Here is a 24,556-nt window from a genome sequence, read left to right on the forward strand (position 1 = left end):
GAAAAAAGGCAAAAATCTGATCAGAAAAGTGTATAATCTTTTCGTTGTCTTGCGATAAGCACCCTCACTGCCGGCTGATATAACACGTAATGACAGAGAATATAGTACAACCCGACAGAGGGAAGACCGAAGGTGAGAGCAATCTCCGGCAAGTCGACCTCGGCAAAGAAATTTCCACCATCGAGCAGGAGGCGGATAAGAATGTCCAAGAGATAGAGCATCGGCGCCATCCATGCCGAGGGGATGACAAGTGAAGCGACAAGAGCAATAAGCCCCAAGGGGATCAAGACAGCCGTCAACATCGTCATCGGTACACTGCTCCAAAAGGGCATGAGACTACCAGCACCCCAGAAGAAAAGGATCCACGGCAGGACTCCGACTTGAGCGGAGACCGTCAGACAAAAGGCTTCGTACAGATACTTGGGCACGGGATGTCGAGTGTGTAGCAAGCTCTGAAGGAGTGGAAAGAAGACAAGGATGCCCCATACGGCCGAAGCACTCATGATGAGCCCGGGGCTCATGATGCTATGAGGATTGATGAGCCATAGGATGACGAGAGTGAGAGACAAGATCTGCACACCGTCGGGACGCCGGTCAAGCAGTCTTGCGCCGAGATAAAGCCCGGACATCAGCAAGGCTCTGAGTGTAGAGGGCGCAGCACCCGTAAAGAGGGTATAAGCCACAAGCGATAAGAGCAGAAGGATGTATCTCAGTTTTCGATAGCGGTACAGAGGAAGCAACCAGGACAAGACCCGAGCCACGACAAGATAGATGATCCCGAGGTGAAACCCACTCAAAGCCAAGAGATGCGACAGACCGGCTTCGGCAAACACCTCCTTGTCGGATCTATCGAGTCGAGAGCGTTCGCCCAAGAGAAGCGCATAGAGAAGTGCCCTGCCCTTTTCGTCGATATATCTCTCGACAGATAGATCAAAATGCCGGATGAGGCTTTCTCTCCACTTCATCAAGTGAGCGTTGAATGAGGAGCGAGCGCTCTGCACAGTACTCGAAACGGATTGAAGATAGCCCACGGCTTCGATCCCTCGGGTACGTAGGTAGGTGGCATACCCCTCCGAGGGCATGAGATGCAGAGGCACCACATCGAGAGTCCCCTTGAGTGTCGCGCCATAGAGCAAACTGTCAGACAAAGCTTCGGAGCGAGGGATATGAAGGAGCGTGGTGAGGCGTTCACCGTCATCCCCAAATGCCACCTCCGCCTTCACTCGCTGAGCATTTCCCTCCCGCACCGGCAAGGGATAGTCTATACGAATGTCGGTGTCATAAAGGGTGACGGCTACATCACTCTGCTCGACCACGGGTGTACGCACTTCGCAGTACAAGCCGAAGATCAGTGCCCACGCACCTATCCACAGCGGTGCGCATAGGGCAGAAGTCCTCGACCACAAGAGCCAATGCAGCAGCAAACCTATCCCCCAGACAACCCCTCCACCGACGAGCCACCCTGCCCAATGGAGCGCAAAACCAAAAAGACCGCCCCACATCAACAGATATGCGGGACGGTCTCCATAGCTTATGGGGCGAAGTTCGCTCTCCATGGACGTGACGTTATTTCGTTACTTCAACAGACCGGCAATGGCTGCTTCGGGATCTGATGCACCGAAGACATAACTACCGGCGACGAGTACCTCTGCACCGGCATCGAAAAGGAGGGGCGCAGTCTCTGCATTGACACCGCCATCCACCTCAATGATGACCTCGTGGCCTCCTTCGTCTATCATACGACGAAGCTCGGACACCTTATGGAGCACTTGTGAGATGAACTTCTGTCCGCCGAAACCGGGATTGACCGACATCAAAAGTACCATATCGAGATAAGGCAAGATGTCCGAAAGAAGGGAGACAGGAGTATGAGGATTGAGGACGACCCCGGCCTTCATACCGGCTTCGCGTATCTCCTGCATGGCACGATGAAGGTGTCTCACAGCCTCATAGTGCACAGTGAGGATATCTGCCCCGGCTTTGGCAAAGGCCTTGATGTATTGTTCGGGTTGCTCGATCATCAGATGCACGTCGCACACCTTGTCGGTCACGGCAGAGACCGCTTGGACGATAGGCAGACCGAAAGATATATTCGGCACAAATCGTCCGTCCATAATGTCCATGTGTATCCACTCTGCCTGACTTCTGTTGAGCATTTCGATGTCTCTGCCGAGGTTGAGGAAGTCTGCCGAAAGTATCGACGGTGCGATGATCCGCTGTCCTTTCTTCATCATGATGTTGTTTACTTATGTCTGAGATTGGTGTTTGTTAGTATATGTTTCGTGATTGAGTACTCGACGAGATTTATCTACGAGTGATGTCCCGACGGAGGATCTTGAGGAGCTCGTTTTCATCTCTGAGACGCTTGACAAGGTTGTCCATCTCGGTGAGGTTGCGCACACGGACACTGATATAACCGATGGCACGATCCTTCGAACTCGTGAAGTCTATCCCCGTGAGCGGGATCCCCAGACTACGAAGCGTGGCGATGATATTGTAGACGAAGCCTTCAAGATTTGCGCCCTCGATGTCAAGCGTGACGCCGAAAGTGGAGTTGATATGTGGTCCCCAAGCAACGGACACGATACTGTCACCTTTGGTCGCCTTGAGTGCCATGGCTTCAGGACAATACTTCTTATGCACCATCACCTGACGTTCCTTGTTCAGGATGCCATGCACATCTTCCCCGAAGACCGGTTTACAACAAGTCGCACGGATATAGTTACGCTTACCATCCTTGGCGGTGAGGGTATAGGTTTCCTTCTTCTTTGAAGGATCGAGAGCCGGTGCTCCACTCTCATCGGACTCCCAGGGCTGATGCTCCTCTTGCTCCCCATTGGTGCGGAAGAGCTCCATGATGCGATTGAGTTCATCTATAAGTTCGTCATTGAGAGGCTGCTCTCCCCTGTTGATGGCGAAGTAAAAGTCATCGCTATCGGGATAACGAAGCACCGAATGTCCCTCACGGATGAGGTCACTGACGAGATAACCCTGAGCCTCGACAAAGTTACGAAAGGCCTCCTTACCGGCCTTGACCTTAGCATAACGCTCTTGGCTGAGATAGGTGCGTATCTTACGCTTCGCCTGTGGGGTCTTGGCGTAATAGAGCCACTCCTCCTTGGGTGTGGTCTTGGCTGTCGTGAGGATCTCGACCTGATCACCGCTATTGAGGACATGATCGATATTGACCATCTCATGGTTGACCTTGGCACCGATACAATGATGCCCCATCTCATCTCCCATGAAGTATGCAAAGTCAAGCACCGTGACACCTCCGGGACAACGTATCTGCGAACCATCCTTCTTGAAGATCAACATCTCCTCGGTGGCAAACTTGTACATCAGTGTCTCGTAATCCTCCGAAGCATCCGGACCGGGGTTGCTGAGAAGGGCACGCACATTGTTGAGGATCTTCTCCTCTATGTTGTCCATCTCATCGGTGTCCGCCTTGTAACGCCAATGTGCGGCCAGCCCACGCTCTGCCATCTCGTGCATACGACGAGAACGTATCTGCACCTCCACCCATCGACCGGTGGGTCCCATGACGGTACAGTGCAGAGCTTGGTAACCATTTTCTTTGGGACTGCTGAGCCAGTCTCTGAGGCGATCGCTCTTCGACCTGAAGTGCTTGGAGATCGCATGATAGATACGGAAGCAGTCGTTGTATTCGTTTTCGGGCGAAGAGGGGTCAAATACGATGCGGATCGCAAAGACGTCGTAAATCTCATGGAAGGGGAGATTTTTTGTCTTCATCTTGTTCCATATCGAATAGACCGACTTGACCCGGTGTTGTATCCTATAATCAACCGCAATGTCATCAAGATCAGACTTGATGGCGGCATAAAACTTGTCAAAGACCGAAACTCTCTGACTGTCCGACTCCTCGATCAGGTGACGGATATGCTCATACTCCTCAGGGTGATCGTATTTGAGCGAAAGATCCTCCAGCTCCTGCTTGATATCATACATACCGAGACGCTCGGCAAGGTGCGAGTAGAAGAGGCGTGTCTCTGCGGCGATCTTTGCCTGCTTCGCCTCCGTCATGCTCGAAAGGGTACGCATATTATGGAGACGGTCAGCGATCTTGACCAAGATCACACGGATGTCACGGTTGGCGGTAAGGAGCAGGCGGCGGATATTTTCGAGCTGTGCAGAAGTGTCGAGACCATCAAGGCTCGTCTTTGCAAGGATCTCACCGGAGAGTTTGGTCAGCCCATCCACGATAACCGCAATAGAGTTGCCAAACATATCTCGGATATCCTGCACCGTATAGTCTGTATCCTCGACCACATCATGCAAGAGGGCAGCCGCTATCGATGTCGACCCCAACCCGATCTCATTGCAGCAGATCGAAGCCACCGCAATAGGGTGCAAGATATAAGGCTCACCACTCTTGCGCTTCGCTCCGGCGTGCGCACTCTTGGCGAGATTGAAGGCCTTGATGATCTTGTCGGTCCTCTTTCGATGGTTCGATTTGAGATAGTCATTGAGGAGTTGGTCAAACTCCTGAGCTATCCACTGTTCGTCTTGTTGGCTAATGGTCCCGTGCATATTGTATAGATTTAACTCTCTCCTGAGCCGAAGCAGTCGGATTATGGTGTGTAAAGACAAATATACAAAAGTTTTCTTTTGACTTACACTACCACGCCCAAATACTTACATACGGAGGAAACACAAAGGCTCATGCTCCGGCCCCACATCGACATAATCCACTGAGAAGTAAGCTCCTTACTTCCTATAAAAACAGGTCGGTAAAGGATCTCTGAGACCTCCTCTGAAAAAACTCAAAGAAGGCGACAAATCAAATCTTACGACTTTCGTCATCGATCCTTACGACCTTCTTCATCGAATCTTACGACTTTTTTTGGGGCGTCCCTCCTTGTCTCTTTTTTCAAAACTGTAATTGGTACGCTGTGAGAGGTTTCGTCAGAAAAATGTAACTTTGTAAGGTTGTGGAGTAGGCTTTGCCCCTTCGCAACGATCGAAAATGTCAATGTCACATCACAGATTATTATAATGGCAACAGAATTAAGTGCTAAGTACAACCCCTCTGAGGTCGAAAGCAAATGGTACACCTATTGGATGAACCACAAGCTCTTCGCCTCCAAGCCTGATCATCGTGAACCCTATACCATAGTGATGCCACCACCCAACGTGACCGGCGTCCTCCACATGGGACACATGCTCAACAACACCATCCAAGACATCCTCGTACGTCGTGCCCGTATGACCGGCAAGAACGCTTGCTGGATCCCCGGTACCGATCATGCGTCAATAGCGACAGAGGCCAAGGTGGTGCAGAGACTCGCGAGCCAAGGGATCAAGAAGACCGATCTCAGTCGAGAGGAGTTCCTCAAGCACGCATGGGACTGGACGGAAGAGCACGGTGGGATCATCCTCAAGCAACTTCGTTACCTCGGAGCTTCGTGCGACTGGGATCGTACCGCTTTCACCATGGATGAGCTCCGTAGCGAGAGTGTCATCAAGGTCTTTGTGGACTTGTACGAGAAAGGGATGATCTACCGTGGTGTAAGGATGGTCAACTGGGATCCGGAAGCTCTCACTGCACTCTCGGACGAAGAAGTGGTGTACAAGGAAGAGCACGGAAAGCTCTACTATCTCCGCTACAAGGTCGAAGGCGACCCTGACGGTCGCTATGCCGTGGTGGCTACCACGCGTCCGGAGACGATCATGGGTGACACGGCAATGTGTATCAACCCTAATGACCCCAAAAACACTTGGCTCAAGGGGAAGCGAGTCATCGTGCCCCTCGTGGGACGCTCTATCCCGGTCATCGAGGACGACTATGTGGACATAGAGTTCGGCACGGGGTGTCTCAAGGTCACTCCTGCACATGATGTGAACGACTACATGCTCGGCGAGAAGTACAACCTCCCAAGCATTGATATATTCAACGACAATGGGACACTCAACGAGTCGGCCGAGCTATACATCGGTATGGATCGCTTCGCCGTACGTAAGCAGATCGAGCGTGACCTCGAAGCGGCAGGCCTTCTCGAAAAAGTGGAGCCTTATACCAACAAGGTGGGTTACTCCGAGCGTACAAATGTGGTCATAGAGCCCAAGCTCTCGATGCAGTGGTTCCTCAAGATGGATCGTCTCGCAGAGATGGCTCTCAAGCCTGTGATGGAGGACAAACTGAAATTTTATCCCTCAAGATACAAGAACACCTACCGCCACTGGATGGAGAACATCAAGGACTGGTGTGTCTCTCGTCAGCTTTGGTGGGGTCACCGCATACCTGCCTACTTCTTGCCCGAAGGGGGATATGTCGTAGCAGCTACGGCAGAAGAGGCTTTGGCAAAAGCTAAAGTAAAGACAGGCAATGACTCCCTCACCATGGCAGACCTTCGTCCGGATGAAGACTGTCTCGACACCTGGTTCTCGTCGTGGCTGTGGCCTATCTCCCTATTCGACGGCATCAATAAGCCGGGCAATGAGGAGATGAAGTACTACTACCCCACAAGTGACCTTGTGACCGGTCCGGACATCATCTTCTTCTGGGTGGCTCGTATGATCATGGCGGGCTACGAGTACGAGGGGGATATGCCTTTCCGCAATGTCTACTTCACCGGTATCGTGCGTGATGCCAAAGGTCGTAAGATGTCAAAGTCTCTCGGCAACAGCCCTGACCCGCTCCACCTCATCGAGACTTACGGTGCGGATGGTGTACGTATGGGACTTATGACTTCGGCAGCCGCAGGCAACGACATCCTCTTTGACGAAGCGATGTGCGAGCAGGGACGTAACTTCAATAACAAGATCTGGAACTCGTTCCGCCTCATTCAGGGTTGGGAAGTCGATGCGTCTCTACCTCAGAGCGCAGCGGCACAAACTGCAGTGATGTGGTTTGCTGAGCTACTCAAGGCGACATCTTTGGAGCTCGAGGATCTCTTCTCGAAATACCGTATCAGCGATGCGATGCTACTCCTCTATAAGCTCGTCAAGGATGACTTCTCGGGTACTTATCTTGAGCTCATCAAGCCGGATTACGGTGCGCCCATAGATGGCAAGACGCTCGAAGAGACCAACAACTTCTTCGATCACATCCTTCGTCTCCTACACCCATTCATGCCATTCATCACCGAAGAGCTTTGGCAGGCACTTGCCCCAAGGAAAGAGGGTGACAGCCTTGCAGTTCAGCAGATCTCAAAGAGTGAAGAGGGAAATAAGGACATCATCGACTACATGGAGATCGCACGTGAGATTGTCTCTGCCGTGCGCAATCTGCGTGCTTCTCGCAACGTCTCTCCTCGTGAGGCCCTCGAACTCTACGCTCCCGAGGGGGCTATGTGCCCTTGGGCTGTGGCAGTGATCACCAAGCTGGCGAATATAAGTGAGATAAAGACCGGAGTGCTCGAAGGGGCAGATGTGGCTTCGTTCATGATAGGGACGCATACGTACAGTGTACCATTCACAGGTTTTGTGAATGTCGAAGAAGAGTTGACCAAACTTGCCGATGAGGAGAAGTACTATGAGAAATTCCTCGCAAGTGTACGTGGCAAACTCTCCAACGAAAAGTTTGTATCCAAAGCTCCGGAACAAGTCGTCGCCCTCGAACGCAAAAAAGAGTCTGATGCGCTCGAAAAACTGGAGAACATCCGTACCCGTATGGCTGCCCTCAAACAATAACCCGACCACAAACCAAAGCAATAATCAAACAGTGATGGACAAGAATACCAAAGACAGAGTACTCGTAGAAGATCTATTCGATGACTTCTACACCCAACTCGATGCTTCAGACATCTTCTCGATCAGTGACATCTATGTCCGATTGGACCTTCCCCAAGGGGATCTCTCCATCTCTGACGAAGATGAGACTTGTACGGTACACAAGACCATATACCACTGGTGTGTAGAGAAGCCTGAAAACATCGATGAGGTAGAGAAGACTGCTATCAACACCATACGAGCAACCCTCCTCGTGATGCAAAATAAGGGCTACTTCGATCGGCCTGCATTCCAACTCCCGATCTCGGTCCTCTATCAAGCTCCGGGCGATGCTGCCCCTACGGAGCTTCTCCAGATCGGAGACGAATGGATGGGACTCGATCTCCCTCTCATGGAAGGTCTGGACAAAGAACTGGACGCCTTCCTCACCAACTTAATGAAAGAGCAGTAATCGATCTCCCACAAACATACAACACCCCTTATAGAGCACACATTTAATCTCTATAAGGGGTGTATTTATTCTCAAGAGGAAACACCATACCAAAACAACTTGATCCTCTTATTATCCATCAACACAAAAAGTTAAAGGGTAGTGTCCGAAAAAGTGTGTAAGCCCCATTAGTCCTTGACTTTGAGGTAAGAAAAAAATAAACCTAAGAACAATGGAGCTTACAACAACACAAAAGTCGGCATTTATTTCTGAAATGCTATCATCAGAGGCAGGTATTAACGAACTTATCCGTGTACTATTGGACACCTTCTCGAAGCAAGAACGTGCTCTCTTTGTCGAAGAGCATGAGGGTGAACAATGCAATGGTTTCCGTCCTCGTCGATGGCGGGGCTATGGCTGTAGCTTTGAGCTTCGCATTCCACGTACTCGTTCAGGGAATTTTCAGCCCCTGATTTTGGGTATTCTCTCCGGCCAAGAGAGCGAACGAGCCTTGTTGTTTCACGAGCTTTATACCCGAGGCCTTTCGTGCGAAGACATTGGTGCTGTGTGCGAACGGATCTACGGCTATCACTATAGCAAGCTGCAAGTCAGTTATCTCTCGAACACGAGTAAAGAGGAGATCTACAAGTGGTTGGAACGCCAACTGTCGCCCCACAATTTGGCGGTGTACATCGATGCAACCTTTGCCTACACACGGCGGGAGGATCGTGTGGCTCAGGAAGCCTATTACACGATGTTGGGGTTGCTTCCTGACGGTAGTCGGGAGGTGCTTTGTGTGGTGAATCATCCCACGGAAGGAGCGTTGAATTGGGAGGCAGAGTTGAAAGCCCTCAAAACACGTGGAGTCGAACGTATAGACCTGATCATCTCAGATACTTTACAGGGGATTGAACGAGCCATCGCCTCGGCTTTCCCTCACTCCTCCCATCAGCTGTGTGTCGTTCATTTCAAGCGTCACGCACTTAATGCCGTATCGAAGAGGGACAAGGATAGGATGAGACAAGAGTTGGAAGACTTGTTTCCGATCTCGGGTACAAGTCTTACACCCATCAAGGCATTTGAGAAATTGTGTACATTTGCAGAACGTTGGGGGAAAAGCTACCGGAGCCTGCTCTCCTTGTCGGCACCTCGCAATATAGGCTACTTCACCTATCTGAGGTACCCGGAGGAGGTTCGTCGTATGATTTACTCAACGAATTGGGTGGAGCGTCTTAATCGCAACTATAAGCGTACGTTACGTATGCGTGGGGCTCTACCCTCGGCTGATGCCGTCGTCTTTCTCTTGGGCTCTGTAGCCCGAGAAATGGTACTGTCTGAAAAAGGGAGAACTAACCTTACACACTTTTTCGGACACTGACATTATGAGGGTTGAAAGAGACATTTTGCCCTCTTCTAAAGTTTGGCGACACTAATAGAAAAGAAAAAACACCTCACCAAGGGATCCCTTGATGAGGTGTTTTAATATAGTAGCGTATGCTGTGAGATAGATTATGCTTCCGCAGTAGCTTCAGCTGCTTCTTCAGTCTTTTTGCGACGTGAACGACGTGTCTTTGGAGCAGCAGCCTTTGCACCTGCAGCCTTCTCGGTCTTGCGATCTTCGTTGAAATCCACAAGTTCGATGAAGCACATCATGGCATCGTCACCCTGACGACGACCCATCTTGAGGATACGAGTGTATCCACCTGGGCGTTCAGCGATAGCCTTAGAAATATTTTGGAATAGCTCTGTTACGGCATATTTATTTTGTAGCTTAGAGAAGACCATACGGCGTGAGTGTGTAGTGTCTTCTTTGGCACGATTGATGATCGGTTCGACATACACCCTTAGAGCCTTCGCTTTTGCAAGTGTAGTAACGATTCTCTTGTGCATGATAAGAGAAGTGGCCATATTCGAAAGCATTGCACTTCTGTGCGAAGCTGTACGACCAAGGTGATTGAATTTCTTATTGTGTCTCATTACTTAAAATATTCGTCTAAGTTATTCTTTGTCTAATTTGTACTTTGAGATGTCTAGACCGAATGTCAAATTGAGCTGATCCAACAAGTCTTCAAGTTCGTTGAGTGACTTCTTACCGAAGTTGCGGAACTTAAGGAGTTCGTTCTTGTTGTATCTGACAAGCTCGCCAAGCGTTTCGACATTAGCCGCCTTCAAGCAGTTGAGTGCTCTTACAGATAGATCAAGATCTGCAAGCTTAGACTTCAATAGTTGACGCATATGGAGTATGCTTTCATCAAATATCTCGTCTTCAGCTTGGTTTTCCAACTCAATATCAATACTCTCATCAGAGAATAGATTGAAGTGATGGATAAGAATGACCGCGGCCTCTTTCAAAGCATCCTTTGGAGAGATCGATCCATCTGTATCCACCTCGATCACAAGACGGTCATAGTCAGTCTTCTGCTCGACACGAGTATTGTCGACCTTATACTTGACATTGACAATAGGTGTGTAGATAGCATCAATAGCGATCTGCTGAGGATCGCCAAATGTTTCGGCGATTTCTTCAGCCGGCACATATCCACGCCCCTTGTCTATAGTGAGCTGAATATTAAATGAAGCTGACTTATCTAAATTACAAATTACGAGATCTTTATTCAGCACTTCAAAGCTGCTAAGCTGTGCAGAGATATCCGATGCTGTGAATTGCTCAGACTTACTTACCTTGATGCTTACGGTCTCTTCTGTAGCATCCTCTACCACTTTTTTGAGGCGAACTTTCTTTAGGTTAAGGATGATGTTTGTCACATCTTCGATAACCCCCGGAATAGTAGCAAACTCATGATCTACGCCGTCGATCTTGATAGAGTTGATGGCAAAACCCTCGAGAGACGATAGCAATATTCGGCGCAGAGCATTACCAATAGTAATGCCATACCCAGGCTCTAATGGCTTGAACTCAAACTTCCCATGAAAAGGAGTTGATTCGAGCATTAGGACACGTTCGGGTTTTTGAAATGCGATTAAAGCCATATCTCTATTTATTATTTTGAGTACAATTCTACGATTAACTGTTCCTTAATGTTTTCAGGAATATCAGCTCTCTGTGGTACGTGTAGGAACTTACCGCTCATGCTACCCTTATCCCACTCTAACCATGCATACTTAGTGTGTGATGCAGCAGATACTGAGTCTGAGATAACCTCAAGAGACTTTGAACGCTCTCTGACTCCGACAACCTGGCCCGGTTGAACAGAGAATGATGGGATATTTACCACCTTACCGTCAACGACGATGTGACGGTGTGAAACGAGCTGACGTGCAGCATCACGTGTCTTCGCAATACCTAGACGATATACTACGTTGTCAAGACGTTGTTCCAAGAGTTGGATGAGGACTTCACCCTTAACCCCCTTCATACGAGATGCCTTTTCGAAGAGGTTGCGGAACTGTCTTTCAAGTACGCCATAAGTGTACTTTGCCTTTTGTTTTTCGCGCAGCTGAATACCGTACTCAGATGTCTTACGACGGTGTGAGTTACCGTGTTGTCCCGGAGGATAGTTTTTCTTTGATTTGATAGTGCCATAGATAGGCTCGCCAAACTTACGAGCGATCTTAGCTTTAGGGCCTGTATATCTTGCCATTTTAAAACCTTTTTACATGAGATAGTATATGTACAGCCGCGATTGTTTGAGAGGAAATAAAGCAATCCATAAATATTTTACATATACACCTCATTCATGAACTAACTGGTCTGATAAAATACTTTTAATATAATGAGATAGTGTGTGGAAGATTACACACGTCTCTTCTTTGGAGGACGGCAACCGTTGTGTGGCATTGGTGTAACGTCAATGATCTCCATTACTTCAATACCAGCACCGTGAATGGTACGGATTGCTGACTCACGACCATTACCTGGTCCCTTTACGAATACACGCACCTTACGAAGACCTGCGTCATAAGCAACCTTTGCACAGTCTTGTGCAGCCATCTGAGCAGCATAAGGGGTATTCTTTTTTGAGCTACGGAAGCCCATCTTACCAGCACTTGACTGAGAGATAGCCTGTCCTTGTGCATTGGTAAGGGTGATGATGATATTATTGAAAGATGAGTGAATGTGCGCCTGTCCAATAGCTTCGACCTGCACCTTTCTTTTCTTTGCGACTGCTTTCTTTGCCATAATAATGTATTAAATATTACTTTGTAGCTTTCTTCTTATTAGCAACGGTCTTCTTGCGACCCTTACGCGTACGAGCATTATTCTTTGTGCTCTGACCTCTCAATGGAAGACCGATACGGTGGCGGACACCACGATAGCAACCGATATCCATCAATCGCTTAATATTCAACTGAACTTCGGCACGAAGGTCTCCTTCAACCTTGAATTCAGTCGAAATGATTTCTCTGATAGCAGCAGCCTGATCGTCTGTCCAATCCTTAACCTTGATATCCTTATCGATACCGGCTTTGTCAAGAATAGTACTAGCGCTACTACGTCCGATCCCATAGATATAAGTCAAGGCGATCTCTCCTCTCTTGTTTTGTGGTAAGTCTACACCAACAATTCTTATAGCCATACTATAAATTTAATGATTACAATTTGAAGTGCAAAAATACGAATTATTTTTGACGTTGTTTGTATTTGGGGTTCTTCTTATTGATAATATATAGGCGCCCCTTTCTTCTTACGATCTTACAATCGGCAGTACGTGTCTTTAAAGATGTTCTAACTTTCATAAAATATTGAGTATTATTTGTATCTGAACGATATGCGACCTTTAGTCAAGTCGTATGGAGACATCTCTACCTTTACACGGTCTCCAGGTAAGATACGAATATAGTGCATTCGCATCTTACCTGAGATATGTGCTGTAATGACATGTCCATTATCCAGCTCTACCTTAAACATAGCGTTGGAAAGAGCTTCGACTATTACGCCGTCTTGTTCAATAGCGGATTGTTTAGCCATTTGTTCTTATACTTAGAATTGTTTCTTCCCTAAAACGTCATACACAAACTCGAAGGTCGACATCAATTTTGCTCGTCCTTCGACAACGGCAACACAGAGTTCGAAATGGGCTGAGGGTCTGCCGTCTTTTGTACGGACAGTCCAACCGTCATTACCCATGGATATGTTTTTTGAGCCCAGGTTGATCATTGGCTCAATACATATACACAAACCTTCTTGAATCATTGCGCCGGTACCACGCCTACCGTAGTTGGGCACCTGTGGATCCTCATGCATCTCCCGACCAATTCCATGACCGACAAACTCCCTGACAACAGAGAAGCCTCTCTTCTCACAATAGGTCTGAATAGCATGCCCCACATCACCTATACGTCGGCCGGCTTGCACAGCAGCTATGCCCTCATATAGTGATTCATGTGTTGTATTCAATAGATTTCGGACATCCTCCTTCACCTCACCAACAGGAAAAGTGAATGCCGAGTCTCCCGTGAAACCATCAAGCTTAGTACCACAGTCCACCGACACTATATCACCTTCTTTTAAGAAGACTTTATCGGAAGGGATACCATGTACGATATGCTCATTGACCGAAGTACACAAGGATCCGGGAAAGCCCTCATAGCCTAAAAAGGCAGGAGTGGCACCATGATCCAATATAAACTCATGTGCAATACGATCAAGTTGCTTGGTCGTCACACCGGGTTCGATATGCTTAGCCACTTCAGCCAGAGTCTTACCGACCAGCTGATTCGCAGCATAAAGTTTCTCTATTTCCTCCGCGGTCTTTAGTGTAATCATATACTAAGAGAGAAGAAATCAATATGCTCCACTTGAACGTCCTTTGATACGACCAGTCTCCAACAAACCATCATAGTGGTGCATGAGGAGGTGGCTCTCGATTTGTTGCAATGTGTCAAGCACGACACCAACAAGGATGATCAAAGATGTTCCTCCGAAGAATTGCGCAAACTCCGGACTCACATTAAACAAACGAGCAAATGCGGGAAGGATAGCAACAATGGCAAGGAATATCGCTCCGGGAAGAGTAATCTTACTCATCACATCATCAAGATACTCCTTTGTTGCCTTACCAGGCTTGATACCGGGGATAAAACCATTATTTCTCTTCAGATCATCAGCCATCTGTCCAGGGTTGATGGTCACAGCTGTGTAGAAGTATGTAAACAAGATGATCAAAAGAGCAAAGATAAAGTTATACCAGAATCCGGTACCATTCAAAAAACCTTGCCAGAATGGAGAAGGTTGAGCATTCCCAAAACTCATAAAGCTTAGAGGAATAAACATGATAGCCTGAGCAAAGATGATAGGCATCACGTTCGCTGCATTGACCTTCAATGGAATATATTGGCGAGCCCCACCGTACTGGCGGTTACCAACGATCTTCTTCGCATACTGTACAGGCACACGTCTTGTACCCTGCACAAGCAGGATAGCACCTGCGATCACAGCGAGAAGCACCAACATCTCAGCAATGAATAGGAAGAGCCCTCCTGATGTAGTAAACCTTAAAGTGAACTCATTCACCAATGATTGAGGCAAACGAGCAATGATACCCACAAGGATGATAAACGAAACTCCATTACCGATACCCTTGTCAGTGATACGCTCACCCAACCAAAGAGTAAACATTGAACCGGCTGTGAGGATCACGGTACAAGTAGCTCTGAACCACAAGCCAGAAGGCAAGGCCGATCCGGCTTGAACGAGGTTCTGCTGAAGGTTAATCAAATAGATGGGAGCTTGGAATAGCAGAATAAGGATGGTCAGATAGCGTGTCCATTGATTGATCTTGCGACGTCCGCTCTCACCCTCTCTTTGCATCTTCTGAAAAGATGGTACAACAATAGCCATCAACTGCATCACAATGGATGCAGAGATATAAGGCATGATACCAAGGGCAAAAATCGATGCGTTGGAGAACGCACCCCCTGAGAACATGTCCAACAAAGCCAAAAGACCACCACGGGTCTGATCCTGAAGAGCAGTCAATGCTCCAGGATCAATCCCGGGTAGTACTATAAATGTACCAAGACGATAGAGGATGATAAAAAAGACAGTCGTGAGGATCCTAGATTTAAGTTCCTCTATCCGCCAAATATTTTGAATCGTCTTTACCAGTTTCATTACTGTTACTGTACTTTGGTAGCTTCACCACCTGCATTCTTGATCGCCTCTTCGGCAGATTTAGAGAATGCATGTGCCTCAACAGCCACTTTTGAATTAAGTTCCCCGTTACCTAACACCTTTATGCGTGCATCCTTGTGAGCAAGACCAGCCGCCACAAAGTCTGCGACAGTGATCTTTTCGGCAGGATTATTTTCAAGCATTCTAACAATAGCATCGAGGTTTACCGGGGTATACTCCACTCTATTAGGATTCTTAAATCCAAACTTTGGCAAGCGTCTCTGAAGAGGCATCTGTCCACCCTCAAAGCCGAACTTACGAGAATAACCTGATCTAGACTTTGCACCCTTATGACCACGAGTAGAGGTTCCGCCTAGACCAGATCCTGGCCCGCGACCGATTCTCTTACGCGCTGTTGTACCTTGTGCAGGTCTTAACGTTGATAAGTTCATGATAATCTATAATTTTATTGTTATTCTACAATCTCAATTAGGTGACGTACCTTACGGATATTACCTAATACAGCGTCATTAGCTTCGAGTTCTACTACTCTGTTCAGTTTTCTCAAACCAAGTACATCAAGAGCAGCCTTCTGATCCTTTGGGCAGCGAATACGGCTTCTAACCTGCTTAACTTTAATTTTTTCCATAGTTACTATCAACCTCTAAATACTTTTTCTACTGAGATACCTCTGACCTTAGCAACCTCAAGCGGGCTTCTAAGCTCACCAAGAGCTGCGATAGTTGCCTTCACAAGGTTGTGAGGGTTAGAAGAACCCTTACTCTTAGCAAGAACGTCAGTGATACCAACACTTTCAAGCACCGCACGCATCGCACCACCGGCCTTTACCCCGGTACCTTCAGATGCAGGCTTGATCATAACACGAGCACCACCGAAGCGAGCAGTTTGTTCGTGAGGTATGGTACCCTTGTGTACAGGGATTTGGAACAAGTTCTTCTTAGCAGCTTCGACACCCTTTGCAATAGCAGTAGTGACTTCACCAGCCTTACCAAGTCCCCATCCGATGATACCATCTTCATTACCGACGACCACGATGGCAGCGAAAGTAAATGTACGACCACCCTTAGTAACCTTAGTAACACGATTGATCGCAACCAATCTATCCTTTAGTTCCAGGCCATTAGCAGACTTTACTCTATTCATTGTTCAATACTGTTCTAAACGTTAAAATTTAAGACCTGCTTCACGAGCCGCATCTGCGAGCTGCTTCACACGACCATGATAGAGATAGCCATTACGGTCAAACACAACTTCTGCAACTCCCTTAGACATCGCAGCTTGAGCAACAGCAGCACCCACCTTAGCAGCAATCTCAGTCTTAGGAAGCTTATCTTCCATACCAAGTGAGCTTGCAGCGGCGATAGTCTTGCCATCAATATCATTGACAAGCTGTGCGTAGATCTGCTTGTTACTTCTAAACACTGTTAGACGTGGTCTTTCAGCTGTACCTAAAATATTTCTACGCACACGTCTCTTTATCTTAAGTCTTCTTTCTCTTTTAGTTATCATAATCAAAATAGATGTTTACGTAGATTACTTACCAGCTGTCTTACCAGACTTCCTACGGATGTACTCACCTTCGAATCGGATACCCTTACCCTTATAAGGCTCAGGCTTACGGAATGAACGAATTTTAGCACAAACTTGGCCAAGAAGCTGCTTGTCAGCAGACTCGAGTTCGATGATAGGCGCCTTGTTACGCTCCATCTTAGTCTCTACCTTAACCTCAGTAGGTAGTTGCAAATATATAGGGTGTGTGAATCCGAGCGAAAGTTCAAGGATCTGACCATTGTTCGCCGCTCTGTAACCCACACCGATAAGTTCAAGGGTTTTCTTGTAGCCTTCAGACACACCTACCACCATGTTGTTCACCAACGAGCGGTAAAGACCGTGAAGAGCTCTTTCCTCGCGAGTTTCTTGCTGACGAGTCACGTGGATTTCTCCATCCTTCGCTTCGACAACAATTCGAGGATCTACATATTGACTCAAAGTACCTTTGGGGCCTTTTACAGTAACTACATTATCCTTAATAGAAACATCGACACCGCTTGGGACTGATATTGGAAGTTTACCTATCCTAGACATAATATCTCCTTTCTATTAATATACATAACATAATACCTCACCACCAATCTTTAGGTCTACTGCCTCCTTGTTGGTCATCACACCACGAGAAGTAGACAAGATAGCGATACCCAAACCATTCAATACACGTGGCATATCCTTATAGCCAACGTACTTTCTCAAACCGGGCTTTGAAACACGCTTGAGTGCCTTGATAGCATTCTTCTTAGATACGATGTCGTACTTAAGAGCGACCTTAATCGTACCTTGTGGACCTTCTTCCTCAAACTTATAGTTGAGGATGTATCCCTTCTCAAAGAGGATCTTTGTCATTTCCTTCTTTAGGTTTGAAGCAGGGATCTCCACTACACGGTGCTTAGCCATGATGGCATTACGCAACCGCGTCAAATAATCTGCAATTGGATCTGTCATTTTATTAAGATTAAATTGATCCGAACTCTCGGACAATATTTAACAAATAAGCACATTAGGCAAACGAGTTGCCTAACGATACTTTTACCAGCCTGTAAAGATACAATAAATTTACCAACTAGCCTTCTTCACCCCGGGAATAAGTCCCTGAGCAGCCATTTCTCTTAGTTGTATACGAGAAATACCGAACAGACGGATATACCCTTTTGGACGACCAGTGATCTTACATCTATTGTGGAGACGCACAGGAGAAGCGTTCTTAGGAAGCGCCTGAAGAGCTTCATAGTTACCTTCTGCTTTGAGTCTTGCACGTTTTTCTGCATACTTTGCAACCAGCTTGGCTCTCTTTACTTCACGAGCCTTCATTGATTCTTTTGCCATGCTCTACTATATATTTAGTATTATTTATCTTTCTTAAAAGGTAGACCAAATCTCTTGAGTAGAGCAAAACCTTCCTCGTCTGTCTGAGCACTTGTTACGAAAGTGATGTTCATACCCATGATCTTGGTGATTGAGTCAAGATTAATTTCCGGGAAGATAATCTGCTCAGTGATACCAAGTGTATAGTTACCACGACCATCAAGACGACCGTCGATACCCTTGAAGTCACGGATACGAGGAAGAGCGATACGGATAAGTCTTTCGAGGAACTCATACATTTGCTCTCGTCTCAAAGTTACCATAACACCGATAGGCATCTTCTTTCTCAACTTGAAGTTAGAGATATCCTTTCTTGAAAGTGTCACAACAGGCTTTTGACCAGTGATAGCTGCAAGTTCAGATACTGCGACATCAATAAGTTTCTTGTCTGCGACAGCAGCACCAAGACCTTGATTGATGACAATCTTCTTCAACACAGGCACCTGCATGATAGAGGTGTACCCAAACTCTTTCATCAACTCAGGCACAATGTGCTCTGAATATTCTTTCTTTAGATTAGCTGTTGACATATTACTTCAATACCTCCCCTGATTTTTTTGCGATACGTACTAGCTTACCGTTCTCATCTCTCTTGCGACCGACACGAGTAGGTTTCCCTGTCTTTGGGTCTACAGGATTAAGGTTAGAGATATGGATAGGAGCCTCGATCTTGATAAGCCCACCTTGTGGATGCTTAGCAGATGGCTTAGCTCTCTTAGTCACGAAGTTTAGACCTTCGACAACAGCTCTTTCCTTTTCGACATTCACCATCAATACGCGACCGGTCTTACCCTTCTCATTTCCAGAGTTCACGTATACAGTGTCACCCTTCTTGATATGAAATTTTCTCATTGCTATTCCTTTCCAAATATATTATTAAAGAACCTCGGGAGCGAGTGAGACAATCTTCATATTAGCAGCTCTGAGCTCTCTGGCCACAGGACCAAAGATACGGCTTGCTCTCATATCACCAGCATTGTTAAGGAGGACACAAGCGTTGTCATCAAAACGAATGTAAGAACCATCAGCACGACGGATCTCCTTCTTAGTTCTGACAATGATTGCCTTAGTTACTGTACCCTTCTTGACATCACTTGATGGGATCACACTCTTGATAGAAACGACGATGACATCGCCTATTGAGGCATACCTTCTCTTCGTACCACCGAGGACACGAATACAAAGAGCTTCCTTTGCACCGCTATTATCGGCTACGACCAATCTTGATTCTTGCTGTATCATAATTACTTAGCCCTTTCAATGATTTGTACTAGTCTCCAACGCTTCATGCGACTCAATGGACGAGTTTCCATGATACGTACTGTATCGCCGATGTTACACTCATTCTTTTCGTCATGCGCGTAGTACTTCTTTGTCTTGTTGACAAACTTTCCATATATAGGGTGTTTCTCTTTCCAGCGAACAGCAACAGTTATGGTTTTATCCATCTTATTGCTCGAAACAACGCCCTGTCTTACTTTTCTTAGATTTCTTTCCATTTCAGAGCGGATATTTATTTATTATTATTCTTCTCACGAAGCACTGTATTGAGGCGAGCGATCAGGCGACGTTGGCTAGTAAGTTCAGATGGCTTATCTAGAGGTGTCACGCTGTGGTTCATTCTCATCTTTTCGTACTTCATAGTTTCTGATGAGAGGCGCTCTTGCAACTCCTGTACACTAAGTTCTCTTATTTCGCTATTTTTCATAACTCTCTACTATTCGTGATTAAAATTCATAGTCACGTCTTACGACGAACTTAGTTGTAACAGGGAGCTTCTGAGCTGCAAGGCGGAGTGCTTCTTTTGCGATTTCGTAAGAGACACCCTCGACTTCGAAGAGCATACGACCTGGGGTAACAGGAGCCACAAATCCTTCTGGCGAACCCTTACCCTTACCCATACGCACTTCTGCAGGCTTCTTGGTGATAGGCTTATCAGGGAATATACGTACCCATACTTGACCCTGACGTTGCATATATCTTGTCACAGCGATACGAGCTGCCTCGATCTGGCGTCCGGTAATCCACTTACTCTGAAGAGCCTTGATACCGAACGAACCAAAAGAGAGTTGGTTACCACGGTTAGCGAAGCCCTTCATACGGCCTTTCTGCTGCCTTCTAAATTTAGTTTTCTTTGGTTGTAACATGATCTTACTTTTCTAAGCTGATTAGTTGGACTTTAGCGATTAGATCTTCTATTACGTCTATCGCGACCTTCACGACCGCCACGTGCATTCTCACGCTTACCGAAGTCCTTAGACTGAGTGAAGTTAGGAGCGAGATCCTTCTTGCCATACACTTCACCCTTGCAGATCCATACCTTGATACCGATAAGACCGACCTTTGTGAGAGCCGCTTCGGTAGCATAGTCAATTTCTGCACGGAAAGTATGTAGAGGTGTACGACCCTCCTTAAACATCTCAGCACGTGCCATTTCAGCACCATTCAAACGACCAGAGACAAGGATCTTGATACCCTCTGCACCAGAGCGCATTGCTGAAGAGATAGCCATCTTGACAGCTCTACGATAAGCCATACGACCTTCGAGCTGACGTGCAATTGTACTTGCCACGATAGATGCATCGATTTCGGGACGCTTGATTTCGAAGATATTGATTTGCACATCCTTATCTGTGATCTTCTTAAGCTCTTCCTTGAGGAGATCCACGGCAGCGCCACCTTTTCCGATGACTGCACCAGGACGAGAAGTACAGATAGTGATAGTGATGAGCTTGAGCGTACGTTCGATGACGATACGCGAAACACTTGCATTAGAGAGACGAGCACCTAGATACTTACGAATCTTGCTGTCCTCAAGGAGGGTATCAGCGAAGTCGCTCTTCTTTCCAAACCAATTTGAGTCCCATCCACGGATGATCCCTAAACGATTGCTTATTGGATTAGTCTTCTGTCCCATCTAATTAATTCTGTTTTGAGTTAAGTGTATCGACAAACAAAGTCACGTGATTAGATCTCTTGCGGATACGTGCACCTCTACCTTGTGCGCGTGGGCGCATTCTCTTGAGGGTAACACCTTCATCAACGAAGATCTTGGTAACGAAGAGTTCTCCATCCTCTGCCTTACGCTCATTCTTCTGTTCCCAGTTCGCAATAGCCGAACGCAACAGTTTTTCTACACGAGCAGCAGCCTCTTTATTGGAAAACTTTAGCACACCCAACGCTCGATTAACTTCCATACCTCTGACCATATCAGCCACAAGTCTCATCTTACGAGGAGAAGAAGGGATATTGGATAACTTAGCAAAGTATATAGTCTTGTTTGCCTCCTTGCGTGCGTCAGCTGACAATCTTTTTCTTTGACCCATATTATTATATCTTTTTTAATAATGGTTTAGTGTCCCCGACGATTATTTCTTACGGTTACCACTGTGACCACGGAAAGTACGGGTTGGTGCAAATTCGCCCAACTTATGACCTACCATGTTTTCAGTAACGAATACGGGGATAAACTTATTTCCGTTGTGAACGGCGATCGTATGACCAACGAAGTCAGGAGAGATCATAGAAGCACGTGACCAAGTCTTGATGACGCTCTTCTTGTCGCTTTCATTCTGTGCGAGGATTTTCTTCTCCAGCTTAACGCTGATGAACGGTCCTTTTTTAAGTGATCGACTCATAGTTTTGTTCGCTTAAATAGGGTTTCTTACTTCTTTCTTCTTTCAATGATGTACTTTGAAGAGTGCTTCTTTGGAGCACGTGTCTTAAGACCCTTAGAGTAAAGACCTGTACGGCTTCTTGGGTGACCTCCGGAAGCACGACCTTCACCACCACCCATTGGGTGATCGACAGGGTTCATTACCACACCACGGTTGTGAGGTCTGCGACCCAACCAGCGTGAACGACCGGCCTTACCCGAGCGTTCGAGAGCGTGGTCAGAGTTACCAACACTACCGATAGTAGCTTTACAAGAAGAAAGGATTCTACGAGTCTCACCAGAAGGCATCTTAATGACGACATAAGCACCTTCACGAGATGTCAGCTGTGCGAACACACCGGCAGCTCTCACGAGCTTTGCACCTTGACCCGGACGCAACTCAATATTGTGGATCACAGTACCTACCGGAATACTAGCCAAAGGAAGGCAGTTTCCTACTTCTGGAGCTGCTTGTTCCCCTGACATCACTGTCTGGCCTACCTGCAAGCCGTCGGGCGCCACGATATACGTCTTTTCCCCGTCAGCATAATACAGTAGAGCGATACGAGACGACCTGTTTGGGTCGTACTCGATCGATTTTACTGTAGCAGGAATACCATCTTTTCTTCTCTTGAAGTCGATAAATCTGTAACGTTGCTTGTGACCACCACCGATATAGCGGACAGTCATCTTACCGGTGTTATTACGACCACCGGTACGCTTCTTACCAACGACAAGAGACTTCTCTGGTGTACTTGCAGTGATTGCATCAAATGCACCAATAACCTTGTGTCTTTGCCCAGGCGTAGTGGGCTTCAATTTACGTATTCCCATTTCTATATTTAGATATTGCTAAAGAAATCTATTGTTTGATCATCAGCAAGAGTGACAATAGCTTTCTTGAAAGCCGGCTTCTTTCCTGAGATGATACCACCCTTAGTATAGCGCATTGATCTCTTACCGTCATAGTTCATTGTATTGACACTGACGACCTTCACACCATACATTTCCTCAACGGCATTCTTAATCTGAAACTTGTTCGCATCACGAACTACGCGGAAGCCATAACGATTAGGCATACCTTCGGTAACCTTTGTCTGCTTCTCTGTAATGATAGGTTTAATCAATATTCCCATTTCTTATTCAATTCATTATGCGTTCAACAATTCAGCAAGTCTTGCAAGCGCGCTTTCAGTGATGACAAGATATTTCGACTCAACAATCTTGTAAGTGTTGAGTAGATCTACTTGCATCATGCTAACGCCTTGTATGTTACGAGCAGACAAATATACGGATTTGTCGGCATTATTCAAAGCGAAGAGCGAACGCTTGTCAGCCACCTTGAGGTTGTTAAGGACCTGTGCAAACTCCTTTGTCTTTGGAGCAGCAAAAGAGAAATCTTCAACAACGATGATTTCGTTATTCTTTGCCTTATAGCTCAAAGCTGAGAGACGAGCAAGTCTCTTCACCTTCTTGTTTACCTTCTCTGCATAAGAGCGAGGTTGTGGACCGAAGACAGTACCACCACCGTGCATCAAAGGAGACTTGATGTCACCACGACGAGCACCACCTGTACCCTTCTGACGGAAGAGCTTGCGAGTACTACCGGAGATCTGACTTCTACCCTTTGTGCTGTGAGTACCTTGGCGCAAATTCGCTCTGTACTGCTTTACATCAAGATAAATAGCGTGATCGTTAGGCTCTATCCCAAAGATGGTTTCAGGGAGCTGTATCTTACGGCCGGTCTCTGCACCGCTAATATTAAGTACGTTTACTTCCATTACTTTTCTATTCTTAAGATTGAACCTTTAGCACCTGGCACAGAACCCTTGATGAGAAGAAGGTTGTGTTCAGGCATCACCTTGATCACTTCGAGGTTTTGCACAGTGACACGCTTGTTACCGGTCTGTCCGGCCATACGTGTACCCTTGAACACCTTTGCAGGGTAAGAGCAAGCACCGATTGAACCCGGAGCACGTAGACGGTTGTGCTGACCGTGTGTTGTCTGGCCGACACCACCGAAGCCATGACGCTTCACAACACCTTGGAATCCCTTACCCTTAGAAGTGCCGATCACATCGACATACTGGGTATCAGCAAGGAATTCCACATTGAGCACATCACCTAACTTGTACTCAGTCTCAAAGAACTTGAACTCGGCCAAGTGTCTCTTTGGAGTTACAGCAGCCTTTGCGAAGTGACCCTTCAATGGATTGGTAGTATGCTTCTCCTTCTTGTCTTGGAAACCAAGTTGAAGTGCAGCATAACCATCAGTTTCGATCGTCTTCACCTGCGTAACTACACAAGGACCTACTTCGATAACAGTGCATGGTATATTCTTACCCTCGGCACTGAAAACGGATGTCATTCCGATTTTTTTTCCTAATAATCCTGGCATTTCAGTTTAAAACGTTTTGGTTATGAATAATATATTATAGTCTGATTAGATATCAGTCTTGATTTCGATCTCTACCCCACTTGGAAGTTCGAGACGAGCCAAAGCATCGACAGTAGCAGGCGTAGCATTTGCGATATCGATAAGTCTCTTGTAAGTAGAGAGTTCAAACTGCTCACGAGACTTCTTGTTCACGAAAGTCGAACGGTTCACAGTGAAGATTCTCTTGTGAGTAGGAAGAGGAATAGGACCGCAAACCTTAACACCTGTTGGGCTCACAGCCTTTACAATCTTATCTGCAGACTTGTCTACTAAGCTGTGGTCGTATGACTTGATTTTGATTCTTATTACTTGATTCATGATGTATAATGC

Annotated in this window: 36 protein-coding genes; 3 read left to right on the forward strand and 33 right to left on the reverse strand. The window is 46.7% G+C overall.

Going from position 1 to position 24,556, the window contains the following annotated elements; all coding sequences use genetic code 11:
* Positions 1-20: 20 nt before the first annotated feature.
* The 3 genes from EL262_RS05485 to EL262_RS05495 form a co-directional block, all read right to left on the reverse strand.
* Positions 21-1,556: a ComEC/Rec2 family competence protein gene (locus EL262_RS05485; protein ID WP_078735852.1), complete on the reverse strand. Its 1,536-nt coding sequence runs from the start codon at positions 1,554-1,556 to the stop codon at positions 21-23.
* Between the two features lie 18 nt (positions 1,557-1,574).
* Positions 1,575-2,234: a ribulose-phosphate 3-epimerase gene (gene rpe, locus EL262_RS05490; protein ID WP_025839573.1), complete on the reverse strand. Its 660-nt coding sequence runs from the start codon at positions 2,232-2,234 to the stop codon at positions 1,575-1,577.
* Between the two features lie 70 nt (positions 2,235-2,304).
* Positions 2,305-4,551, reverse strand: a complete 2,247-nt coding sequence (locus EL262_RS05495; protein ID WP_078735851.1) for a RelA/SpoT family protein — start codon at positions 4,549-4,551, stop codon at positions 2,305-2,307.
* Positions 4,552-5,016: 465 nt separating this feature from the next.
* On the opposite strand from EL262_RS05495, the gene EL262_RS05500 reads away from it, so the two are divergent.
* From EL262_RS05500 to EL262_RS05510, 3 genes are all read left to right on the forward strand, one after another.
* Entirely contained in the window at positions 5,017-7,653 is a 2,637-nt protein-coding gene (locus EL262_RS05500) for a valine--tRNA ligase (RefSeq protein WP_078735850.1), read from the forward strand.
* A gap of 34 nt (positions 7,654-7,687) precedes the next feature.
* Complete coding sequence (locus tag EL262_RS05505) at positions 7,688-8,143, forward strand: hypothetical protein (protein ID WP_025839571.1); 456 nt, start codon at positions 7,688-7,690, stop codon at positions 8,141-8,143.
* Positions 8,144-8,354: 211 nt separating this feature from the next.
* Positions 8,355-9,500 (forward strand): IS256 family transposase, encoded by a 1,146-nt coding sequence (locus EL262_RS05510; protein WP_126464375.1) that lies wholly within the window; start codon positions 8,355-8,357, stop codon positions 9,498-9,500.
* A gap of 131 nt (positions 9,501-9,631) precedes the next feature.
* Here EL262_RS05510 and rplQ read toward each other — a convergent pair whose 3' ends face one another.
* From rplQ to rpsJ, 30 genes are all read right to left on the reverse strand, one after another.
* On the reverse strand, positions 9,632-10,099 hold the full coding sequence (rplQ, locus tag EL262_RS05515) for a 50S ribosomal protein L17 (protein WP_025839469.1): 468 nt from the start codon (positions 10,097-10,099) through the stop codon (positions 9,632-9,634).
* A 21-nt stretch (positions 10,100-10,120) separates the two neighbouring features.
* Positions 10,121-11,113: a DNA-directed RNA polymerase subunit alpha gene (locus EL262_RS05520; protein WP_036847970.1), complete on the reverse strand. Its 993-nt coding sequence runs from the start codon at positions 11,111-11,113 to the stop codon at positions 10,121-10,123.
* 11 nt (positions 11,114-11,124) lie between these two features.
* Positions 11,125-11,724 carry a 30S ribosomal protein S4 gene (gene rpsD, locus EL262_RS05525; RefSeq protein WP_025839467.1) on the reverse strand — a complete coding sequence of 200 codons (600 nt, stop codon included), beginning with the start codon at positions 11,722-11,724 and terminating at the stop codon, positions 11,125-11,127.
* A 152-nt stretch (positions 11,725-11,876) separates the two neighbouring features.
* Positions 11,877-12,263 (reverse strand): 30S ribosomal protein S11, encoded by a 387-nt coding sequence (gene rpsK, locus EL262_RS05530; RefSeq protein WP_025839465.1) that lies wholly within the window; start codon positions 12,261-12,263, stop codon positions 11,877-11,879.
* A gap of 16 nt (positions 12,264-12,279) precedes the next feature.
* A complete protein-coding gene (gene rpsM, locus EL262_RS05535) occupies positions 12,280-12,660 on the reverse strand; it encodes a 30S ribosomal protein S13 (RefSeq protein ID WP_025839462.1) in 381 nt (126 codons plus the stop codon).
* Between the two features lie 43 nt (positions 12,661-12,703).
* The gene (gene ykgO, locus EL262_RS05540; protein WP_078735977.1) at positions 12,704-12,820 is read right to left on the reverse strand and encodes a type B 50S ribosomal protein L36; all 117 of its coding nucleotides are present in this window, start codon (positions 12,818-12,820) and stop codon (positions 12,704-12,706) included.
* Between the two features lie 13 nt (positions 12,821-12,833).
* Complete coding sequence (gene infA / locus EL262_RS05545; protein WP_025839460.1) at positions 12,834-13,052, reverse strand: translation initiation factor IF-1; 219 nt, start codon at positions 13,050-13,052, stop codon at positions 12,834-12,836.
* Between the two features lie 12 nt (positions 13,053-13,064).
* The gene (map, locus tag EL262_RS05550) at positions 13,065-13,850 is read right to left on the reverse strand and encodes a type I methionyl aminopeptidase (RefSeq protein ID WP_025839458.1); all 786 of its coding nucleotides are present in this window, start codon (positions 13,848-13,850) and stop codon (positions 13,065-13,067) included.
* Positions 13,851-13,868: 18 nt separating this feature from the next.
* The gene (gene secY, locus EL262_RS05555; RefSeq protein WP_025839456.1) at positions 13,869-15,197 is read right to left on the reverse strand and encodes a preprotein translocase subunit SecY; all 1,329 of its coding nucleotides are present in this window, start codon (positions 15,195-15,197) and stop codon (positions 13,869-13,871) included.
* 5 nt (positions 15,198-15,202) lie between these two features.
* The gene (gene rplO, locus EL262_RS05560; protein WP_025839454.1) at positions 15,203-15,649 is read right to left on the reverse strand and encodes a 50S ribosomal protein L15; all 447 of its coding nucleotides are present in this window, start codon (positions 15,647-15,649) and stop codon (positions 15,203-15,205) included.
* Between the two features lie 20 nt (positions 15,650-15,669).
* Positions 15,670-15,846, reverse strand: a complete 177-nt coding sequence (rpmD, locus tag EL262_RS05565) for a 50S ribosomal protein L30 (protein ID WP_025839452.1) — start codon at positions 15,844-15,846, stop codon at positions 15,670-15,672.
* 8 nt (positions 15,847-15,854) lie between these two features.
* Complete coding sequence (rpsE, locus tag EL262_RS05570) at positions 15,855-16,361, reverse strand: 30S ribosomal protein S5 (RefSeq protein WP_025839450.1); 507 nt, start codon at positions 16,359-16,361, stop codon at positions 15,855-15,857.
* Between the two features lie 21 nt (positions 16,362-16,382).
* Positions 16,383-16,727, reverse strand: a complete 345-nt coding sequence (rplR, locus tag EL262_RS05575) for a 50S ribosomal protein L18 (protein ID WP_025839448.1) — start codon at positions 16,725-16,727, stop codon at positions 16,383-16,385.
* A 24-nt stretch (positions 16,728-16,751) separates the two neighbouring features.
* The gene (gene rplF / locus EL262_RS05580) at positions 16,752-17,303 is read right to left on the reverse strand and encodes a 50S ribosomal protein L6 (protein ID WP_025839446.1); all 552 of its coding nucleotides are present in this window, start codon (positions 17,301-17,303) and stop codon (positions 16,752-16,754) included.
* 15 nt (positions 17,304-17,318) lie between these two features.
* Positions 17,319-17,714 carry a 30S ribosomal protein S8 gene (gene rpsH / locus EL262_RS05585; RefSeq protein WP_078735978.1) on the reverse strand — a complete coding sequence of 132 codons (396 nt, stop codon included), beginning with the start codon at positions 17,712-17,714 and terminating at the stop codon, positions 17,319-17,321.
* A gap of 111 nt (positions 17,715-17,825) precedes the next feature.
* Positions 17,826-18,095 (reverse strand): 30S ribosomal protein S14, encoded by a 270-nt coding sequence (gene rpsN / locus EL262_RS05590; RefSeq protein ID WP_025839443.1) that lies wholly within the window; start codon positions 18,093-18,095, stop codon positions 17,826-17,828.
* Positions 18,096-18,115: 20 nt separating this feature from the next.
* The gene (rplE, locus tag EL262_RS05595) at positions 18,116-18,664 is read right to left on the reverse strand and encodes a 50S ribosomal protein L5 (protein WP_025839441.1); all 549 of its coding nucleotides are present in this window, start codon (positions 18,662-18,664) and stop codon (positions 18,116-18,118) included.
* Between the two features lies 1 nt (position 18,665).
* Positions 18,666-18,986, reverse strand: coding sequence for a 50S ribosomal protein L24 (rplX, locus tag EL262_RS05600; protein ID WP_025839439.1), 321 nt, complete (start codon positions 18,984-18,986; stop codon positions 18,666-18,668).
* Positions 18,987-19,010: 24 nt separating this feature from the next.
* The gene (rplN, locus tag EL262_RS05605) at positions 19,011-19,376 is read right to left on the reverse strand and encodes a 50S ribosomal protein L14 (RefSeq protein WP_025839437.1); all 366 of its coding nucleotides are present in this window, start codon (positions 19,374-19,376) and stop codon (positions 19,011-19,013) included.
* A gap of 2 nt (positions 19,377-19,378) precedes the next feature.
* Positions 19,379-19,645, reverse strand: a complete 267-nt coding sequence (rpsQ, locus tag EL262_RS05610) for a 30S ribosomal protein S17 (RefSeq protein WP_276525049.1) — start codon at positions 19,643-19,645, stop codon at positions 19,379-19,381.
* 2 nt (positions 19,646-19,647) lie between these two features.
* Positions 19,648-19,842, reverse strand: a complete 195-nt coding sequence (gene rpmC / locus EL262_RS05615; protein ID WP_025839433.1) for a 50S ribosomal protein L29 — start codon at positions 19,840-19,842, stop codon at positions 19,648-19,650.
* 19 nt (positions 19,843-19,861) lie between these two features.
* A complete protein-coding gene (gene rplP, locus EL262_RS05620) occupies positions 19,862-20,281 on the reverse strand; it encodes a 50S ribosomal protein L16 (protein WP_025839431.1) in 420 nt (139 codons plus the stop codon).
* A gap of 32 nt (positions 20,282-20,313) precedes the next feature.
* On the reverse strand, positions 20,314-21,051 hold the full coding sequence (rpsC, locus tag EL262_RS05625; protein ID WP_025839430.1) for a 30S ribosomal protein S3: 738 nt from the start codon (positions 21,049-21,051) through the stop codon (positions 20,314-20,316).
* Positions 21,052-21,055: 4 nt separating this feature from the next.
* Entirely contained in the window at positions 21,056-21,460 is a 405-nt protein-coding gene (gene rplV, locus EL262_RS05630) for a 50S ribosomal protein L22 (RefSeq protein ID WP_036847954.1), read from the reverse strand.
* A 42-nt stretch (positions 21,461-21,502) separates the two neighbouring features.
* Positions 21,503-21,772, reverse strand: coding sequence for a 30S ribosomal protein S19 (gene rpsS, locus EL262_RS05635; protein WP_025839427.1), 270 nt, complete (start codon positions 21,770-21,772; stop codon positions 21,503-21,505).
* 26 nt (positions 21,773-21,798) lie between these two features.
* Entirely contained in the window at positions 21,799-22,623 is an 825-nt protein-coding gene (rplB, locus tag EL262_RS05640) for a 50S ribosomal protein L2 (RefSeq protein WP_036847951.1), read from the reverse strand.
* 8 nt (positions 22,624-22,631) lie between these two features.
* On the reverse strand, positions 22,632-22,925 hold the full coding sequence (rplW, locus tag EL262_RS05645; protein WP_025839425.1) for a 50S ribosomal protein L23: 294 nt from the start codon (positions 22,923-22,925) through the stop codon (positions 22,632-22,634).
* Positions 22,926-22,940: 15 nt separating this feature from the next.
* The gene (gene rplD / locus EL262_RS05650; protein ID WP_025839422.1) at positions 22,941-23,570 is read right to left on the reverse strand and encodes a 50S ribosomal protein L4; all 630 of its coding nucleotides are present in this window, start codon (positions 23,568-23,570) and stop codon (positions 22,941-22,943) included.
* A complete protein-coding gene (rplC, locus tag EL262_RS05655; protein ID WP_025839420.1) occupies positions 23,570-24,187 on the reverse strand; it encodes a 50S ribosomal protein L3 in 618 nt (205 codons plus the stop codon). Before rplC ends, rplD begins: the two co-directional genes overlap by 1 nt.
* Positions 24,188-24,232: 45 nt before the next feature.
* Positions 24,233-24,544, reverse strand: coding sequence for a 30S ribosomal protein S10 (rpsJ, locus tag EL262_RS05660; RefSeq protein WP_025839418.1), 312 nt, complete (start codon positions 24,542-24,544; stop codon positions 24,233-24,235).
* Positions 24,545-24,556: the final 12 nt, after the last annotated feature.

Source organism: Porphyromonas cangingivalis (assembly GCF_900638305.1).
Taxonomy (GTDB): Bacteria; Bacteroidota; Bacteroidia; order Bacteroidales; family Porphyromonadaceae; genus Porphyromonas_A; species Porphyromonas_A cangingivalis.

Bases quoted from the DNA above. Each gene is read 5' to 3' on its own strand.
- rplC (WP_025839420.1), bottom strand. From the start codon at position 24,187: ATGCCAGGATTATTAGGAAAAAAAATCGGAATGACATCCGTTTTCAGT.
- EL262_RS05510 (WP_126464375.1), top strand. From the start codon at position 8,355: ATGGAGCTTACAACAACACAAAAGTCGGCATTTATTTCTGAAATGCTA.
- rplV (WP_036847954.1), bottom strand. From the start codon at position 21,460: ATGGGTCAAAGAAAAAGATTGTCAGCTGACGCACGCAAGGAGGCAAAC.
- rpsH (WP_078735978.1), bottom strand. From the start codon at position 17,714: ATGACAGATCCAATTGCAGATTATTTGACGCGGTTGCGTAATGCCATC.
- rpsJ (WP_025839418.1), bottom strand. From the start codon at position 24,544: ATGAATCAAGTAATAAGAATCAAAATCAAGTCATACGACCACAGCTTA.
- rplP (WP_025839431.1), bottom strand. From the start codon at position 20,281: ATGTTACAACCAAAGAAAACTAAATTTAGAAGGCAGCAGAAAGGCCGT.
- EL262_RS05520 (WP_036847970.1), bottom strand. From the start codon at position 11,113: ATGGCTTTAATCGCATTTCAAAAACCCGAACGTGTCCTAATGCTCGAA.
- rplD (WP_025839422.1), bottom strand. From the start codon at position 23,570: ATGGAAGTAAACGTACTTAATATTAGCGGTGCAGAGACCGGCCGTAAG.
- infA (WP_025839460.1), bottom strand. From the start codon at position 13,052: ATGGCTAAACAATCCGCTATTGAACAAGACGGCGTAATAGTCGAAGCT.
- rpmD (WP_025839452.1), bottom strand. From the start codon at position 15,846: ATGGAAAAAATTAAAGTTAAGCAGGTTAGAAGCCGTATTCGCTGCCCA.
- rplW (WP_025839425.1), bottom strand. From the start codon at position 22,925: ATGGGAATATTGATTAAACCTATCATTACAGAGAAGCAGACAAAGGTT.
- rpsD (WP_025839467.1), bottom strand. From the start codon at position 11,724: ATGGCAAGATATACAGGCCCTAAAGCTAAGATCGCTCGTAAGTTTGGC.
- rplX (WP_025839439.1), bottom strand. From the start codon at position 18,986: ATGAGAAAATTTCATATCAAGAAGGGTGACACTGTATACGTGAACTCT.
- rpsE (WP_025839450.1), bottom strand. From the start codon at position 16,361: ATGAATAGAGTAAAGTCTGCTAATGGCCTGGAACTAAAGGATAGATTG.
- rplQ (WP_025839469.1), bottom strand. From the start codon at position 10,099: ATGAGACACAATAAGAAATTCAATCACCTTGGTCGTACAGCTTCGCAC.
- rpsC (WP_025839430.1), bottom strand. From the start codon at position 21,051: ATGGGACAGAAGACTAATCCAATAAGCAATCGTTTAGGGATCATCCGT.
- rplB (WP_036847951.1), bottom strand. From the start codon at position 22,623: ATGGGAATACGTAAATTGAAGCCCACTACGCCTGGGCAAAGACACAAG.
- rpsN (WP_025839443.1), bottom strand. From the start codon at position 18,095: ATGGCAAAAGAATCAATGAAGGCTCGTGAAGTAAAGAGAGCCAAGCTG.
- rplO (WP_025839454.1), bottom strand. From the start codon at position 15,649: ATGAACTTATCAACGTTAAGACCTGCACAAGGTACAACAGCGCGTAAG.
- rpmC (WP_025839433.1), bottom strand. From the start codon at position 19,842: ATGAAAAATAGCGAAATAAGAGAACTTAGTGTACAGGAGTTGCAAGAG.
- rplF (WP_025839446.1), bottom strand. From the start codon at position 17,303: ATGTCTAGGATAGGTAAACTTCCAATATCAGTCCCAAGCGGTGTCGAT.
- EL262_RS05505 (WP_025839571.1), top strand. From the start codon at position 7,688: ATGGACAAGAATACCAAAGACAGAGTACTCGTAGAAGATCTATTCGAT.
- secY (WP_025839456.1), bottom strand. From the start codon at position 15,197: ATGAAACTGGTAAAGACGATTCAAAATATTTGGCGGATAGAGGAACTT.
- EL262_RS05495 (WP_078735851.1), bottom strand. From the start codon at position 4,551: ATGCACGGGACCATTAGCCAACAAGACGAACAGTGGATAGCTCAGGAG.
- rplE (WP_025839441.1), bottom strand. From the start codon at position 18,664: ATGTCAACAGCTAATCTAAAGAAAGAATATTCAGAGCACATTGTGCCT.
- EL262_RS05500 (WP_078735850.1), top strand. From the start codon at position 5,017: ATGGCAACAGAATTAAGTGCTAAGTACAACCCCTCTGAGGTCGAAAGC.
- rpsM (WP_025839462.1), bottom strand. From the start codon at position 12,660: ATGGCTATAAGAATTGTTGGTGTAGACTTACCACAAAACAAGAGAGGA.
- rpsK (WP_025839465.1), bottom strand. From the start codon at position 12,263: ATGGCAAAGAAAGCAGTCGCAAAGAAAAGAAAGGTGCAGGTCGAAGCT.
- map (WP_025839458.1), bottom strand. From the start codon at position 13,850: ATGATTACACTAAAGACCGCGGAGGAAATAGAGAAACTTTATGCTGCG.
- EL262_RS05485 (WP_078735852.1), bottom strand. From the start codon at position 1,556: ATGGAGAGCGAACTTCGCCCCATAAGCTATGGAGACCGTCCCGCATAT.
- rplR (WP_025839448.1), bottom strand. From the start codon at position 16,727: ATGATAACTAAAAGAGAAAGAAGACTTAAGATAAAGAGACGTGTGCGT.
- ykgO (WP_078735977.1), bottom strand. From the start codon at position 12,820: ATGAAAGTTAGAACATCTTTAAAGACACGTACTGCCGATTGTAAGATC.
- rplN (WP_025839437.1), bottom strand. From the start codon at position 19,376: ATGATACAGCAAGAATCAAGATTGGTCGTAGCCGATAATAGCGGTGCA.
- rpsS (WP_025839427.1), bottom strand. From the start codon at position 21,772: ATGAGTCGATCACTTAAAAAAGGACCGTTCATCAGCGTTAAGCTGGAG.
- rpe (WP_025839573.1), bottom strand. From the start codon at position 2,234: ATGATGAAGAAAGGACAGCGGATCATCGCACCGTCGATACTTTCGGCA.